Source organism: Aeromonas sp. YN13HZO-058, from assembly GCF_001921245.1.
GTDB classification, from domain to species: domain Bacteria; phylum Pseudomonadota; class Gammaproteobacteria; order Enterobacterales; family Aeromonadaceae; genus Aeromonas; species Aeromonas allosaccharophila.
In genome coordinates this window covers 1-15,406 of record NZ_MQSY01000013.1, presented here as the reverse complement: position 1 = coordinate 15,406, position 15,406 = coordinate 1, and the positions used below count along the sequence as shown (strand labels likewise).

Here is a 15,406-nt window from a genome sequence, read left to right as displayed (position 1 = left end):
GGGAGGGGCGTGAATATCAAAGCGTGTTTGCATGAGGCGCTGGGGCGCCCCATGCAACACGTAATTGGGACATAGCCTTTTTTATTGCCGTCGTTTAGACTTTCCCGAGTCAAATCACTATAGTGTGGGCCCGTTTTCTTCGGCAGGCTCAGCATGAAACCCCGCACCCCATCAGCCGGTGGCCCCAAGTCGGGCGACCGCAAATCCGGACTTCACTCCCGTAATCGCCATCAGGCGGGTTACGACTTTGAGGCGCTCTGCCTGCGAACTCCCGAGTTGGCTGCCCACGTCTTTATCAATGACTACGGCATCCGCACCATCGATTTTGCCAATCCCGATGCAGTGAAGACCCTCAATCGCGCCCTGCTGGCCCATCACTACGGGATTGCCCACTGGGACTTGCCCGCCGGTTACCTCTGCCCGCCCATCCCGGGACGGGTGGACTACCTGCACTGGGCGGCCGACCTGCTGGCCGAGAGCGCAGGCCAGCTCCCTACCGGCAAGGGGGTGAGGGTGCTGGATATCGGGGTGGGGGCAAACTGCATCTATCCGCTGCTCGGCTGCCGCGAATATGGCTGGCGTTTTGTCGGATCGGATATCGATCCGGTCTCGGTCAAGGCGGCCACCCTGCTGGCCAGGAGCAACGGGCTCGGCAACCAGATTGAGTGCCGCCTGCAGGGCAACCCCAATCATGTGTTTCGCGGCATCATAGGGCCGAAGGAGCGCTTTGCCCTGACGCTGTGCAATCCGCCGTTCCATGCGTCGCTGGAAGAGGCGAGCAAGGGGACGGAGCGCAAGCTGCGCAATCTGGGCAAGGAGGTGACAGGGGCGCCCGTGCTCAACTTCGGCGGCCAGAAGGCTGAGCTGTGGTGCGAAGGGGGCGAGGCGGCGTTTCTGGCCAACATGATCGCCCAGAGCAAGGAGTTTGCCAGCCAGTGCCTCTGGTTCAGCTCGCTGGTGTCGAAAAAAGAGAACCTGCCGGGGGCGAAAAAGGCGCTGAGCCGGGTGGAAGCCCGTCAGGTGCGGGTGATCGACATGGCGCAGGGCAACAAGGTGAGCCGGATCCTCGCCTGGTCCTTCCTGGATGAAGAGGGATTGCGTAGCGGCTGGTCGAGCGCGCGCTGAACCCCCATCACAGGGCCCGACGAGGGCCTTGTGTCATGATGAACACGGTGAATTTCCCCCTGCTGGCCACATCTCTGGTAATCGTTTTTCTCATTGGTAGATCGTGCTGGTTTGCATGGTGTAAGTAGTGACTTCCGCCTTGGTACAGGTGTACGCCGAGATTTTTTTGCACTTACAGCTGAAACTTTAATAAAATAGGACTGGTTAGACCTCTTTACAGGCATTGAATCAAATAGGGATCGGTAGATGAAAGTTGTCGATTTTCTGAAGCGCAAGCGCGAAATTCTGGCGCAGCACCCCTTTGAGCTCAAGGATTGGCTCTCTCCGGCGATCCGCGACTACTGGCGTGAGTTTCAGCAAAAGGCACATCTTCATCCTTTGCTGGGACGAGTGCTGGACTTGCAAGCCGAGTCTCAGGACGAACAGCAACAGGATGCAGCAACTGTGGCACAGGTGGCCAACGGTCGCCCCGTCGTGGCTCAGGAGCCCGCTGTGGAGCTGGGGGCCGAGGCTGCCGAGCTCTATGCCACCCTGCAGGCCCGCATCGGTGAAGAGACCCACGTGGGCGAATGGCTCCATGTCAGTCAGCAGATGATCGATCAATTTGCGGCGGTGACCGGGGATCATCAGTGGATCCACACCAATCCGGAGCGTGCGGCCGCCGAGTCGCCCTTCAAGACCACCATCGCTCACGGCTTCCTGACCCTGGCGCTGCTGCCGCAGTTGACCGGCTCGGTCGATGAGGCCACCCCCGAGTTCCCGACCGCCCGCATGGTGGTGAACTTCGGGCTGGATCAGGTGCGTTTCCCGTACCCCATCAAGGTGGACAGCAACATCCGCGCCCGCACCAAGCTGGCCCGGGTCACCCCCATCAAGGGCGGGCTGGAGTTGCTCAAAGAGATCAAGGTGGAGATCGAAGGGATCCGTCGCCCGGGTTGCGTCATCGAGTCGGTGACCCGCATCTACTTCTGAGCCGCCTCATCGGCATAAATGGTGAAACGGGCCCGCTGTCGTGTTCAACGAACAGCGGGCCCGTTTTTTTGCCTGTTTGTTGCAAGTGTTGAGGCGTCAGCCATGGCGCGCCGACTCCAGCTTGATATGACTCACAAAACCGGAGTGGCTGCAGTTAGCCAGCTCTCATTTTGGCGAGATAGCTGCGTGAGGCGATAGAATGTTATGCCACTATTGGCTTCTTACTCCCGATCCTGGAGACAATAGTGCCCATCAATCACAAGATTATTCTGCCGCTACTGCTGAGCCTCGCCATCCTGCTGATCCCGACCCACTGGATCCCGCTGGAGGGGATCACGGTGGTCGAGCAGCGAGTCGTGGCCATTTTCGTGCTGGCAGCCCTCTGCTGGATCCTGGAGCCCATCCCCATCTTCGCCACCTCAGTGTTGATCATCGTGCTGGAGCTGCTGCTGCTCTCGGACAAGGGGATCTGGTTCATGACCGCCGACAAGGCAGAGCCGGGCTTTGGTGAGTTGCTCAAGTCGACCGAGGTGATGGCGACCTTTGCTTCGCCGGTTATCATGCTGTTTCTCGGTGGTTTTTTCCTCGCCATTGCGGCGACCAAGTACCATCTGGACGTCAATCTGGCACGGGTGCTGCTGCGCCCGTTCGGTCAGGATCCCCGGATCGTCATGCTGGGGCTGATGCTGATCACCGCCACCTTCTCCATGTTCATGAGCAATACCGCCACCACCGCCATGATGTTGGCCATCCTCACCCCGGTACTGGCGGCGTTTCCCGACAAGGACCCGGCCAAAATCGGCTTCGTGCTGGCGATTCCGCTGGCGGCCAACCTCGGCGGGATCGGCACCCCCATCGGCACCCCGCCCAACGCGGTGGCCCTCAAATACCTGACCGGTGAGCATGCCATCTCGTTCGGGCAGTGGATGGGATTTGCGGTGCCCTTCGTGGTACTGCTGTTGCTGCTCGGCTGGTTCCTGCTGGGGCGCTTCTTCCCGAGCACCCTCAAGCGGATGGATCTCAAGATTGAGGGGCGTTTTATGCAAACCCCTCGCGCCTGGGTGGTCTACCTCACCTTCATCACCACAATCGTGCTCTGGCTGCTGGGGGATCTGCACGGCATGAGCTCCTACGTGGTCGCCATGATCCCGGTGGCGGTGTTCCTGACCACCGGCATCATCACCAAGGACGATCTGCACAAGATCTCCCTCGATGTGCTCTGGCTGGTATCGGGCGGTATCGCGCTGGGGCTGGCGCTGGAGGACTCCGGGTTGGCCGAGCGGCTCATTACCCACATTCCGTTCCACGAGTACTCCACGTTGGCGGTGCTGGTCGGGGCCTGTCTGCTGGCTGTGGTGATGGCCAACTTCATGTCCAACACCGCGACCGCCAATCTGTTGTTGCCACTGGTGGCAGCGCTGGCGGTCAGCATGCCGGAGCTGGCCGAGTGGGGCGGCAGCCACACCCTGATCCTAGCGGTCACTATCTCGGTCTCGCTCGGGATGTCGCTGCCCATCAGTACCCCGCCCAATGCGCTGGCCCACGCCACCGGTCTGGTGGAGAGCCACCAGATGGTGCGGATCGGCGTCATCATGGGGTTGGTCGGTACCCTGCTGGCGATGGTGTGGATCTACCAGATTGCCGCCTGGGGATTGATCTGAGTGTGATGTCGACGAGTCGTGAGTTTGCATCACTCACATCGCTATTACTGCAATCGAAAGAGGAGCCAAATTGGCTCCTCTTGTTGATCTGCTTGCGACTCAAAAGCTTGCCCCCAAACTAAGCAAGTGGCGCCATTCGCGATCAGATATTTCGGCATCCACCCCGGGATAGTGCAGGGCGCCATTTTGCCACTCCATCTCGCTCGACCAGGAGAGACGCAGATGATCGTTAAAGTAGTAGCGCAGGCCGATGCTGCCGGTGATGTCCTGATCCAGTGTGAGGTAAGGGGAAGGTTGCGACAGGTACTTCAGGTAGGTGCCTTTACTGAACAACTCCAATCGCTGTTGCCAGAATGACAGTGGTTGGCGGTAGTCCCAGCTCAGGCTACCGATGGGGTAGCTGATGATCCTGGAATCGAAAAAGACCAGTCCTGGCCAGCTGTCACTGCGAAAGTAGGCGCGCTGAATGCCGCCCTGTGAACTCAGTTCCAGCCGTTTGTGCTTGTCATTCCAGAAGCGATAACCAGGCCCCGAGCCAACGTTCAGCTTGAGGTAGTTGTCAGCCAGCATGTCATACTCCGCTTCGAGCGAGTTGCGTAAAAACCAGTGCTGGTCAAAGAAGTAGTCAAGGGTCGGGTTCAGCTTGTAGTCGTGGCTATCGGTGACGCTGTCGGATGTTTCGTAGGTATATTCCCCGGAGAGGCTGTAACGCCAATCCAGATTGGCCAGTTCGGTCACTCCCTTGAAGTTGACGTTGTTGGTGCGTTTATCCTTGTGCTTGAGTTTGACGTTGAGATCGCCGCTGCCGCTCCAGAGCCAGGCGTTGCGCTCATTCTGCTCATCCTTGAACAGGGTGATCCCCCCTTTGGCGGTTGCCTTGGGTTTATCCTGCTTCTCCAGACGCCAGCGTTTGATGGCATCCCGCTGGACGGTCACTGCGCCGGTATAGGGCAGGGCGATACGCACCGACTCATCGCCGACCTCTTCAATGGTGCCGGTCAGGCGATCGCCGTTGTTCATCCAGAGAATGTCTTTTGCCCACAGGGGGTGGCAGACCACCATGAGCATGAGAGGCAGGTATTTCATGACGTAAGGCAACTCCGGTATGGTGCAGGTGCTGATGAGTTAACTGCTGATGGGGCGTGGCAGGCCATTTTTGCTCTCCAGCGCTGCAGTCACCTCATCCTGCATCACGTCAGGTGCCCTGATAAAGCTCTCTATGGCCGGTGACAGCACCAGCGGGGCGCCATTTTCAAGCTCCTCTTCGGTGCGGGAGAGCGGGGAGTGTACCTCCAGCCAGCGGCGACCATCCGGCTCTATGGCCACCTTGACCGGCTGGTTGATGACCCGCACCGGCGTGCCGATCGGCACAATCTTGAACAGGGCCTCGATATCGTCCGGTCGCAGCCGGATGCAGCCAGCACTCACCCGCAGGCCAACGCCAAAATCCTTGTTGGTGCCGTGGATCAGGTAGTCGCGCTTGCCATAGCCAAGACGCATGGCGAACTTGCCGAGGGGGTTGTCCGGGCCGGGGGGCACCACGGCAGGCAGGGTGATCCCTTTTTGCTCCAGCCAGGATTTGCGCACCATGGGGCCGGGCACCCAAGTCGGGTCGGGATTCTTCTCGATGACGGTAGTGGTCATCTCCGGCGTTTCGCGGCCGATGTCACCAATCCCGATAGGCAGCACAATCACCTCGCTCTTGCCTTTGGGGAAGTAGTAGAGACGCAGCTCCGGCAGATTGATGACGATCCCCTCGCGCGGCACATCGGGCAGCAGCATCTGGGTGGGCAGTGTCAAGCGGGTGCCCGGCTTGGGTAAATAGGGGTCTACACCGGGATTTGCCTCAAGCAGCGCCAAAAAACCAATCTGGGTATGTTTGCCAACCAGCTCCAGATGCTCATCCTGCTGGATGATGTAATCCTCCAGCTCGCCAATGAGGCGGCTTTCGGCAGGCGGCAGCGGGTAGCGCTTGGCCTGTACGGGCGCGGCGCAGAGCAGGGCCGCAGCCAGCAGCAGGGCAAGTGTGGGCGCTAAGGAGAGGGGCATGAGTTTCGGCAATCGCATAGGGAGATCCATCAGTTCAATCGGGGCGGCGCATCATCTACAGTGCCGCCAGGATGGCGCGATTGTTCCTCAATCAGCCCATGATTACCAGCTTGCCGCGCCCCCTCAATGGTTTGGGGATACATAGGAAACTGGCCAAAATCGGCCTCTCCCCTATGTTTGACCGCCAAGCGGGAGAACGGCGCAACATGGTGGTGTGCGAGTATCACGACAGGGAGCATGGCTCGGTATGTGATCGGGCCCTGCGTCGGGTGGATGCTTGACGACTTGCGACTTGACGACTGGGGTCGATGCAAGGCATCTATGTGAGGCAAGACACCCTGAACGCGGTTAGCGATGATCACCGTTTAATGAGAACGCACGACCGGCGTATGGGAAGCGCGAACTTGTCTATTCCAAGCCTCCTGTCACTGTGAGCAGCCGATGCCACATTGTGAGCCTGCTCCCAGATATCTGATTCAGCCATTTGATATATAACAAATTTTTATTGCATCCGCGGTTCAGCTTGGGTAAAACTCTCTCCCCACGGAGAGATGCCGGAGTGGCCGAACGGGATTGACTCGAAATCAATTGTGGCAGCAATGCCACCCAGGGTTCGAATCCCTGTTTCTCCGCCATATCTCAAGCCCAGCCTGTTGAACAGGCTGGGTTTTTTCATTTGTTTCTTTTTCTGGTATGCCATCCAGTATGCCATTAGGTATTGGTTGTCTTACTCCTCGATAGCACTCTTGTGGACAGCTGTGACGTTCTGCCGAACGTAACCAAGCTTTCATCCCTGTGCTGTTCGTGAATCCTGGCGTATCTGCTCAACGACAGTCTTGGCTGCAACGCGCGAGTTTGGTGGTTAGACGTCAGAACTGCCTGCGTGAGACCAGTCACCGCTCCACCGAACAAGGCATTGTGCTCAACTCACAGTTGACCAAACTCGATACATGGAGATAGAGAGTTGGTGCGGGAGGTGGTTGATAAGCTGGTAACGCGACTGGCGTCTAATGGCTTGCGGGACACACCGATGACAGACTAATGCTATTCAGGGCTGATAACTTGGGAGGCCACTATGGCGCTCCCAAGCCGGTTCAGGGTGATATGTGTCTTTTGCCCCTTGATAATATCAGACTGAGGTTATTTTAAATCGGACAAAATAGGCTATAAACGAGCTCTTCCTAATATGAGCTTGGGGGGAAATATGACCATATAGGACATATCCCGAGCTCTTTACTTACGCTGATTATGACCTTGATGCAGCAGTGAGTAATCAGATAGGGCCAGCTCCTGCCGACGGTTTGCTGATATAAATGCTGGGTTGCAACCCGCTGACCTGTGGATAGCGGGCATAGACTTGTTCGCAAACTATCGAGGTCAGTGAATGTGGCACCAGTGCCACAACGCAACCACCGAAGCCCCCCCCCGTCATTCTGACACCACCGCGACTGCCGATGATCTCCTTGATGATGTCGACCAATGCATCAATGGCTGGCACGGTAATGGCAAAATCATCCCGCATCGATGCATGGGAGTGCGCCATCAGCTCCGCCATCATGATCATGTCTTGATTGGCCAGAGCATCGGCGGCGGCCAGGGTCCGTTCATTCTCGGAAATGACATGCCGTGCGCGGCGGGCGACGACGGGATCCAGCTCATCGGCTCGAGAGGCAAACTGCGTCATGGTCAGATCGCGCAGCGCCTTGACGCCAAAATGGCGGGCCGCCTCTTCACATTGTGCCCGGCGGGTATTGTATTCGCTGTCGACCAGTCCGCGCCGAACATTGGAGTTGATGATGACAACATCGATGCCAGCCGGAATACGCACAGGGCGAGTCTCCAGGCTGCGGCAGTCGATCAGCAGGGCGTGATCCTGCTGACCCAGAGCCGAGATGAACTGATCCATGATGCCGCAGTTGCAGCCGACGAACATGTTCTCTGCCATTTGCCCATTAAGAGCGATATCGGTTTGACTGATATCGAGGTGATTCATCTCCTTGAATACCTGCCCGACTGCCACTTCCAGAGAGGCGGAGGAACTCAGGCCAGCACCCTGTGGAACATTGCCACTGAGCACCAGATCGGCACCGGTCAGCTTGCAGCCCCGCAGCAACAGATACTTGATGACTCCCCGCACATAGTTGGCCCACAAATATTCAGGGCGCGACACTATGGGATGGCTCAAATCAAACTCATCCTGCTGATTGTTGTAGTCAGCGGCGATGACTCGCACCAAGCTGTCCTGGCGGGGAGCCGCACTGATCACTGTCTGGTAGTTAATGGCACAGGGGAGTACGAAACCGTCGTTGTAATCCGTGTGTTCACCTATCAGATTGACGCGACCTGGTGCCTGGATGGCGAGGGTCGGATGGTAACCGTATTGGGTGTAAAACGTGGTATCAGTCACGCTGCGTGGTGATTCAATACTCATAACTTAACCTCAAACCTGTTCACGAAAATGGACATCACTGACGGCCCGCAGTCGTTCGGCCGCTTGCTCTGCCGTCAGATCACGCTGTGTTTCTGCCAGCATTTCATAACCGACCATGAACTTGCGCACGCTCGCAGAGCGCAGCAGGGGCGGGTAGAAGTGGGCGTGCAACTGCCAGTGGTCGTTCTCTTCGCCATTGAAGGGGGCGCCATGCCAACCCATGGAATAGGGAAAAGAGCACTGGAACAAGTTGTCATAACGGCTGGTCAGTTTCTTGATTGCGATCGCCAGATCTGCTCGCTGTTGCGGGTTCAGTGCGGGAAGGCGCGCCACCGAAAACTTGGGCAGCAGCAAGGTTTCGAACGGCCAGGCGGCCCAATAGGGCACGACAGCCAACCAGTGCTCCGTTTCAACCACAATGCGACGGCCATCAGCGCGCTCGCGCTCGACATAGTCGAGCAACATGGCGCGGCCATGTTTGGCAAGGTATTCCCGCTGGGCGTTGTCTTCTTTCACGGCTTCGTTGGGTAAGAAGCCGTTGGCCCAGATCTGTCCGTGGGGATGTGGATTGGAGCAACCCATCATGCTGCCCTTGTTTTCGAAGACCTGGATCCAGGGATAATCACGTCCCAGCTCTGCGGTCTGCTCGCACCAGGTATTGACCACGGCGGTGAGGGCCGGGAGCGACAGCTCGGGCAGTGTCTTGCTGTGATCCGGTGAGAAGCAGATCACCCGGCTGGTACCACGGGCACTCTCCAGCTGGAACAGGGGATCGTCACTGGACGGTGCTGCCGGCGTGTCTGTCATCAGGGCGGCAAAGTCGTTGGTAAAGACGAAGGTCTCCTGATAATCCGGATTCTTGTCACCGGTGACTCGGGTATTGCCTGCGCAGAGGAAACAGTCGGGATCGTGGGGGGCCCGCTGAGTGCGGTCCGGCTCATCCTGCTGACCCTGCCAAGGGCGTTTCGCCCTGTGGGGTGAGACGAGAATCCACTGCTGGATCAGCGGGTTATAACGACGATGCGGGTGATCGGTTGGTTCAAATTGCATGGATAAATGTTCCTCGTGCTGGCTACTCATAGGGTCGGATAGCCGTTCGGGTTTTGTGATTGCCAGCGCCAGGTATCGGCGGTCATGTCATCAAGGGTGCGATGAGCTTGCCAGCCCAGTTCGGTGAGGGCCCGGCTGGGATCTGCCCAGCATTGGGCGATATCCCCCGCGCGCCGTGGCACGATGTCATAAGGCAGGTCACGGCCACAGGCACGGGAAAAGGCGGCATGTATGTCGAGCACGCTGTAGCCATGTCCTGTCCCCAGGTTGTAGACATGAACACCCGCCTGTCCAAACTGGGTCTGCAAGGCTGCCACGTGACCATCGGCCAGATCCATCACATGAATGTAATCGCGCACGCCAGTGCCATCCGGGGTGGGATAGTCATCCCCAAAAATGGCGAGTTTGTCACGGCGTCCTACCGCCACCTGGGCAATATAGGGCATCAGATTGTTGGGGATCCCTTGCGGATCCTCACCCATCAAGCCACTGGGGTGAGCACCCACCGGATTGAAATAGCGCAGCAGGGTCAATGACCAGTCGGGCGCCGCATTGGCAAAGTCCTTGATGAGGCGCTCAACCATCAGCTTGCTCTGGCCATAAGGATTGGTGGCTTGCAGGGTTGGGCTCTCTTCACGGATAGGCATGGTCTCCGGCTCGCCGTAGACGGTGGCCGATGAGCTGAACAACAAGGTTTTGACGTCGGCACGCTGCATCGCCTGTAACAAAACCAGGGTGCCGCTGACATTATTGTCATAGTATTCAAGTGGTTTTTGCACTGACTCCCCAACCGCCTTGAGCCCGGCGAAGTGGATCACGGCATCTATCTGCTGTTCCGCGAACACCCGATCCAGCAAGCTGGCATCACGCACATCCCCCCGATAAAGGACTGGGCGCTGCCCGCTGAGGGTTTGGATACGTTCGAGAACGCTTTCTTTGCTGTTGGCGAGGTTATCTAACAGTATGGGGGTCATACCTGCAGCGATAAGCTGCAGACAGGTATGACTTCCTATGTAACCAGTTCCACCGGTGACAAGGATTTTCAACATGTGGCGCTCCTTGATGCGTATTCCTATTGGTAATCTTGTTGTGTAACCGTTTTCCCTTATTGTGCTCTTGCCGGGGAAGAGAAGGAAGATGACAGTGCATTTAATGTGATTTTTGTCACAGATGGCCTTCAGGATGCTGGCTTATCGGGATGTTGTGAATGTAAGTGCGTTACACTGGCGCTGACATATATTGATAGGATGCTCTCGCTTTTTAGATGAAAGCCGTGTCAGGCATGGGAAATGCCGGTAGTATCTTGGACCCATGAAATAATGGTTTTTATTTGTACCGTTCACCGGAAACGCTAATCCATGGCAACAATCAAAGATGTAGCACTCCTGTCTGGCGTATCTGTCGCCACAGTCTCACGTGTCATCAATAATTCTCCCAAAGCGAGTCAGGCATCTCGTGATGCTGTCTTCAAGGCAATGAATGAACTTAACTACCATCCTAACGCCAATGCGCGGGCGTTGGCCCATCAAAGCAATGAGACACTGGGGCTGGTTGTTGCAGATGTGTCTGACCCCTTCTTCGGCACCATGGTGAAAGCCGTAGAACAAGTGGCTCAGTCGACGGGCAACTTCCTGCTCATCGGGAATGGCTATCACGATGCCGTCAAAGAAAAGCATGTGATAGAGCAGTTAATGGGCCATCGCTGTTCGGGGCTGGTTGTACACGCCAAAATGCTGCCGGATGAAGAGTTGATCCAGATGATGAGTTATGTCCCAGGCATGGTGCTGATCAATCGCATCGTTCCCGGGTACGAGTCCCGCTGTGTGGCGCTGGACGATCGTTATGGCTCCTGGTTGGCAACCCGTCATCTGATCCAGGAAGGGCACAAGAAGATAGGGTTTCTCTGCTCCAATCATCAGATCTCTGATTCACAAGATCGCTTGCAGGGTTACCTTGATGCGTTGCAAGAGCATGAGATAGCCGTCGATGAGCGCCTGATCTCCCGTGGCAGTCCGGATGAACTGGGCGGTGAGGCGGCGATGACTGAGCTGCTTAGCCGAGGCCAGCATATGACGGCAGTGGTCTGCTATAACGACTCAATGGCAGCCGGGGCCTTGTCCGTGCTGAGTGACAATGGTATCGAGGTGCCACAGGAGCTATCACTGGTGGGGTTTGATGATGTCCTGATCTCTCGTTACTTGCGCCCTCGCTTGACGACGGTGCGTTATCCCATCATCGCCATGGCCACCCAGGCTGCCGAGCTGGCGATCGCCTTGGCAAAAGGGGGGCCCCTGCCCCAGACGACTCATATGTTCAGCCCTACTTTGGTTCGCCGTCATTCGGTCCGGAGTATTGACTGATATTCCCCTGATCCCACGCTATCAATAAATCATCAGGCAAGGCCGTCAAGGTGCCTTGCCTTTTTGTCTCTTCCTTGTCTGTATCCTCCTCCTCTTGTTGCTGCTGCGTATGGCTGTCCAGAGCCCACAGCGTCATCATTCATTCTGGAATAGATGAAACCATGTCTTACACCAGGTGATGCTGCTCACATTTTTGATAGACCCGCTGCAATCTTTGTATGTCCTCATTGTTGTTGAGCTCCTGAATTCACAATTGGTGTAATCGATAACACTGGTGCGTCATTTATTTAATTGCATTAAATTCAATGGCTTACGTTATATTTGTTATTGTGTGTTAATGACAAAAAACTTAATTGATGTAATGATTACAATTATGTGAGTTGCGTCATGTCAGTTTTTGCTTGAATCTTTCTATAATCCATCTCGACCAGTGAAAGCGCTTTCCCTCTGGATTGGTGAGCGTTCATCAAGATAACAATGCAACAGTGGAATAAAGGAATGACTATGAAAGTGAAACTACTGACTACATCCGTTGCCCTGGCTCTGTCCATGACAGCATTTAGCTCTAATGCTGTTGATTTTTCTGGTTATTTTCGATCCGGCGTAGGTGTGTCCCAAGATGGGGATATGCAAACCGGTAAACAGAACGTTGTCGGACGCCTGGGTAACGAAAGTGATACCTATACCGAAGTTGGTATTGGTCAGGAGGTTTACAACAAGGATGGCAAAACTTTCTATGTCGACAGCATGTTCAGCATGCAGAGCGATGGTTCCAATGATTATGAAAGCACGGCAACTGTCTGTGACTTCGATAAAAAGCAGTGCAGTGAAGATGCGACATTTGCGCTGCGTCAATTCAATGTGAAGGCCAAGGGGCTGATTTCTGCTGCCCCCGATGCGGTGGTCTGGGCTGGTAAGCGCTTCTATCAGCGTCATGATCTTCATATCATCGATACCAAATACTGGAATATCTCGGGTGCTGGTGCCGGTATTGAAAACCTCAAAGCAGGTCCTGGGGCATTCTCACTGGCCTGGATCCGCTCTGATGGCAACGACATCAACAACGATATCGTTAACAATGACTTGAACGTCAACTTCCTGGATCTGCGTTATGCCGGCTGGGCACCCTGGGAAGGGGCTTGGACTGAGACAGGTATCAGCTATGCCATGCCCAATCCGACCGATGAGCAAAAGAAGGTTGGCAACCTCTATGATCCCAAGAATGGTGTCATGCTGACGGCAGAAATGAGCCAATATTTTGCTGGCAGCGGCATCAACGAGAAGCTGGTGCTGCAGTATGCAGACAAGGGCTTGGCCCAGAATATGATCTCTCAAGGGGGCGGTTGGTATGATGTTTGGCATCTGACTGATGATGCCAAGGGATACCGAGTGATCCTGACCGGTGACATTCCCATGGGAGAGAAATTCAGTGTGAACCATGTCTTCACTTATGGTAAGGGCGAGAAACTCGAGGCTTTTCATGACAACACCGAACTGTTCAGCGCGGTTGCTCGTGGCGGTTATGCCTGGACTGATATCATGAAGACGTTGGTTGAAGCCGGTACATATGAAAGCACCAAAACCTGGACCAGTGGTTTTGAAGAGAAGTCCAGTGGTCAGAAATACACCCTGGCGCAGGCCTGGTCTGCCGGCCCTAGCATGTTTGCCCGCCCAGAGATCCGTGTGTTTGCCAGCTACCTGAAAGATGGTGAAGGCGAGTCATTCAATGGGGGTGAGGATGACAACACCTGGAACTTCGGTGTACAGGCCGAAGCCTGGTGGTAAGCACCACACAAGTTGAACAATCAGGGAGCCGTTGGCTCCCTTTTTTGTTCCGGGCAAGGAGATCGCCTATGGGTTGGACAGGGTGGCTGTGGTCAGCGAGCGGCTCTATCAATTTACTCACCAGCTGATGAGCCGTTTGCAGGGGGAGGGGATCACGCCAGCCTGGGTTCAGGTGGGCAATGAGATCTCAAATGGCATGCTGTGGCCGCTGGGGCGTGTGCCTCACTGGGATAATCTGGCTCTGTTTCTTGGTGCAGGGGCTCGCGCCATCAAGGCAGTATCACCCTCGACCCAAGTCATGCTGCATCTGGATGCCGGTGGGGATAACGCACGTTGTCGTCACTGGTTCGAAGAGATCATTGCCCGCAAGGTTCCCTTCGATGTGATTGGACTCTCTTACTACCCGGTGTGGCATGGCGCCATGGGGGATCTGGCCCACAACATGGCTGATTTGACTAACCGGTTTTCCCGTCCTGTGATCGTGGTTGAAACGGCGTATCCCTGGACACGGGGCAACGGGGATCCGCAGCCAAACATCTACACCCATACCGGGCCGGAGAGCTATCCGATGACCCCGGTAGGGCAGCGTGATTTTCTGTGGCAGTTGCTGCGCGAGATCCATGGTGTACCGCAGGGGCGAGGGTTGGGTTTCTTTTACTGGGAGCCCGAGTTCATTGCGGTGGATGGGGCTGGTTGGAAGCAGGGGGCCGGGAATGAGTGGGATAACGTGACCCTGTTTGATGCCGATGGCCGAGCCTTGCCGGCGCTCAGATCCTTGGCTTTGGCGGTGAGATCGGTGACGAAAAAAGAGTAAGGCTTGTTTGGCGGGCAGGGGGATACCAACAGATCCCCCTGCTATCAATGGTGATGTTGCGATCAGTTTTGCAGGAAAGCATCCATGGCATAGGTGGGTTTGCCACCTTGGTCCATCAGGCCGAGCGAGTAATTTTGCCAACCGTTATGGCTTTGGGGTTCCCAGTAGAAGACACCCAATCCCTTGTTGTCCGGGATCCACTTCATCTTGTTGAGCAGATCGACCAGGGTATCGTAGCTGTTTTTCGGATCATCCCAGGGCATGCCCACCTCCACTATCATCACCTCTTTGCCATGGCGGCTGACCATATCGGCAAGGTTGTCATAGCAGCGGTTGTTCATGGTGAACCAGTCGCCATTGTCGGTCTGGGTGGGGTAGATGGATGCGCCGATCACATCCCACTTGGCGCCATTGGCCTTGAGTCCGTCAAACATCCAGCGGTAAAGAGCATTGTTCTCGCAGTTGGCGAGATGGACTATCACCTTGGTCGATGTGTTGACTGCCTTGACGGCGTCATAACCACTGTTGATCAGCCAGGCAAAATTGCGCATGTTGGCCGATGCCTTGCCGTCATCCCATAGCATGCCATTATTGGTCTCGTTGCCAACTTGTACCCACGTTGGCGTGATGCCGGCTTGCTTCAGGGCGACGATCGAGTTGTAGGTATGCCAGTAGACGTTGGACATCAACTGTTCGAATGTATAGCTCTGCCAAGCGGCGGGTTTGGTCTGCTTACCCGGGTCGGCCCAGCTGTCGCTGTAGTGAAAATCGATCATGATATCGAAGCCCGCGGCCTTGGCCCGTTTGGCTTTGGCAATCACATCGTTGAGGCCATTCCAGCCTCCGGCCGGATTGACCCAGACTCGCAGCCGTATGGCGTTGATGCCGTGCTGCTTCAGGGTGAGCAACAGATCCTGCTGCTTGCCACTGTCGTTGTAAAACCTGCAGCCGGACTGCTCCATCTGGGTGAGCCAGCTGACGTCGGCTCCCTTGACCATGGCAGTACTTTCTGACGGGTAGAGCGCCAAGCACCAGAGCACTGATCAAGCTCAGTTTCATCCTTATTTCTCCGTAATTGAAGGCTATGTCCCAATTACGTGTTGCATGGGGCGCCCCAGCGCCTCATGCAAACACGCTTTGATATTCACGCCCCTCCCGT

The 15,406-nt window shown here is 56.0% G+C and carries 12 protein-coding genes and 1 tRNA gene; 7 read left to right on the top strand and 6 right to left on the bottom strand.

Annotated elements, in window-relative coordinates:
- Positions 1-153 precede the first annotated feature (153 nt).
- The 3 genes from rlmF (at position 154) to BSP75_RS01735 (ending at position 3,758) form a co-directional block, all read left to right on the top strand.
- Positions 154-1,125, top strand: coding sequence for a 23S rRNA (adenine(1618)-N(6))-methyltransferase RlmF (gene rlmF / locus BSP75_RS01745; protein ID WP_075112013.1), 972 nt, complete (start codon positions 154-156; stop codon positions 1,123-1,125).
- A gap of 246 nt (positions 1,126-1,371) precedes the next feature.
- A complete protein-coding gene (locus BSP75_RS01740; RefSeq protein WP_042655982.1) occupies positions 1,372-2,097 on the top strand; it encodes a MaoC family dehydratase in 726 nt (241 codons plus the stop codon).
- 245 nt (positions 2,098-2,342) lie between these two features.
- Positions 2,343-3,758, top strand: coding sequence for a DASS family sodium-coupled anion symporter (locus BSP75_RS01735; protein WP_042057969.1), 1,416 nt, complete (start codon positions 2,343-2,345; stop codon positions 3,756-3,758).
- Between the two features lie 99 nt (positions 3,759-3,857).
- Here BSP75_RS01735 and BSP75_RS01730 read toward each other — a convergent pair whose 3' ends face one another.
- Together BSP75_RS01730 and BSP75_RS01725 are read right to left on the bottom strand one after the other, a co-directional pair.
- Positions 3,858-4,844: a DUF481 domain-containing protein gene (locus BSP75_RS01730; RefSeq protein ID WP_075112012.1), complete on the bottom strand. Its 987-nt coding sequence runs from the start codon at positions 4,842-4,844 to the stop codon at positions 3,858-3,860.
- Between the two features lie 39 nt (positions 4,845-4,883).
- Positions 4,884-5,825: a L,D-transpeptidase family protein gene (locus tag BSP75_RS01725; RefSeq protein WP_075112011.1), complete on the bottom strand. Its 942-nt coding sequence runs from the start codon at positions 5,823-5,825 to the stop codon at positions 4,884-4,886.
- Between the two features lie 527 nt (positions 5,826-6,352).
- Between BSP75_RS01725 and BSP75_RS01715 the strand changes: the two genes are divergently transcribed.
- Positions 6,353-6,442: transfer RNA gene (locus tag BSP75_RS01715), tRNA-Ser, on the top strand.
- Between the two features lie 638 nt (positions 6,443-7,080).
- On the opposite strand, the gene galK is transcribed toward BSP75_RS01715, so the two are convergent.
- Genes galK through galE form a run of 3 tightly spaced genes read right to left on the bottom strand, consistent with a single transcriptional unit; the run spans position 7,081 to position 10,334 of the window.
- On the bottom strand, positions 7,081-8,238 hold the full coding sequence (gene galK / locus BSP75_RS01710; RefSeq protein WP_075112009.1) for a galactokinase: 1,158 nt from the start codon (positions 8,236-8,238) through the stop codon (positions 7,081-7,083).
- A gap of 9 nt (positions 8,239-8,247) precedes the next feature.
- Positions 8,248-9,288, bottom strand: a complete 1,041-nt coding sequence (gene galT, locus BSP75_RS01705) for a galactose-1-phosphate uridylyltransferase (protein ID WP_075112008.1) — start codon at positions 9,286-9,288, stop codon at positions 8,248-8,250.
- A gap of 26 nt (positions 9,289-9,314) precedes the next feature.
- Entirely contained in the window at positions 9,315-10,334 is a 1,020-nt protein-coding gene (galE, locus tag BSP75_RS01700) for a UDP-glucose 4-epimerase GalE (protein ID WP_075112014.1), read from the bottom strand.
- Between the two features lie 312 nt (positions 10,335-10,646).
- Between galE and galR the strand changes: the two genes are divergently transcribed.
- From galR to BSP75_RS01685, 3 genes are all read left to right on the top strand, one after another.
- Positions 10,647-11,648, top strand: coding sequence for an HTH-type transcriptional regulator GalR (galR, locus tag BSP75_RS01695; protein WP_042655988.1), 1,002 nt, complete (start codon positions 10,647-10,649; stop codon positions 11,646-11,648).
- A 498-nt stretch (positions 11,649-12,146) separates the two neighbouring features.
- Positions 12,147-13,433 (top strand): maltoporin, encoded by a 1,287-nt coding sequence (locus BSP75_RS01690; RefSeq protein WP_148140586.1) that lies wholly within the window; start codon positions 12,147-12,149, stop codon positions 13,431-13,433.
- Between the two features lie 31 nt (positions 13,434-13,464).
- Positions 13,465-14,247, top strand: coding sequence for a glycosyl hydrolase 53 family protein (locus BSP75_RS01685; RefSeq protein ID WP_253186600.1), 783 nt, complete (start codon positions 13,465-13,467; stop codon positions 14,245-14,247).
- 62 nt (positions 14,248-14,309) lie between these two features.
- On the opposite strand, the gene BSP75_RS01680 is transcribed toward BSP75_RS01685, so the two are convergent.
- Positions 14,310-15,245, bottom strand: a complete 936-nt coding sequence (locus tag BSP75_RS01680) for a glycosyl hydrolase 53 family protein (protein ID WP_232100251.1) — start codon at positions 15,243-15,245, stop codon at positions 14,310-14,312.
- Positions 15,246-15,406 lie beyond the last annotated feature (161 nt).

Excerpts from the sequence above, each read along its gene's own strand:
- galR (WP_042655988.1), top strand. The coding sequence starts at position 10,647 with ATGGCAACAATCAAAGATGTAGCACTCCTGTCTGGCGTATCTGTCGCC.
- BSP75_RS01690 (WP_148140586.1), top strand. The coding sequence starts at position 12,147 with ATGACTATGAAAGTGAAACTACTGACTACATCCGTTGCCCTGGCTCTG.
- BSP75_RS01725 (WP_075112011.1), bottom strand. The coding sequence starts at position 5,825 with ATGCGATTGCCGAAACTCATGCCCCTCTCCTTAGCGCCCACACTTGCC.
- galK (WP_075112009.1), bottom strand. The coding sequence starts at position 8,238 with ATGAGTATTGAATCACCACGCAGCGTGACTGATACCACGTTTTACACC.
- rlmF (WP_075112013.1), top strand. The coding sequence starts at position 154 with ATGAAACCCCGCACCCCATCAGCCGGTGGCCCCAAGTCGGGCGACCGC.
- BSP75_RS01740 (WP_042655982.1), top strand. The coding sequence starts at position 1,372 with ATGAAAGTTGTCGATTTTCTGAAGCGCAAGCGCGAAATTCTGGCGCAG.
- BSP75_RS01680 (WP_232100251.1), bottom strand. The coding sequence starts at position 15,245 with ATGGTCAAGGGAGCCGACGTCAGCTGGCTCACCCAGATGGAGCAGTCC.
- galT (WP_075112008.1), bottom strand. The coding sequence starts at position 9,288 with ATGCAATTTGAACCAACCGATCACCCGCATCGTCGTTATAACCCGCTG.
- BSP75_RS01730 (WP_075112012.1), bottom strand. The coding sequence starts at position 4,844 with ATGAAATACCTGCCTCTCATGCTCATGGTGGTCTGCCACCCCCTGTGG.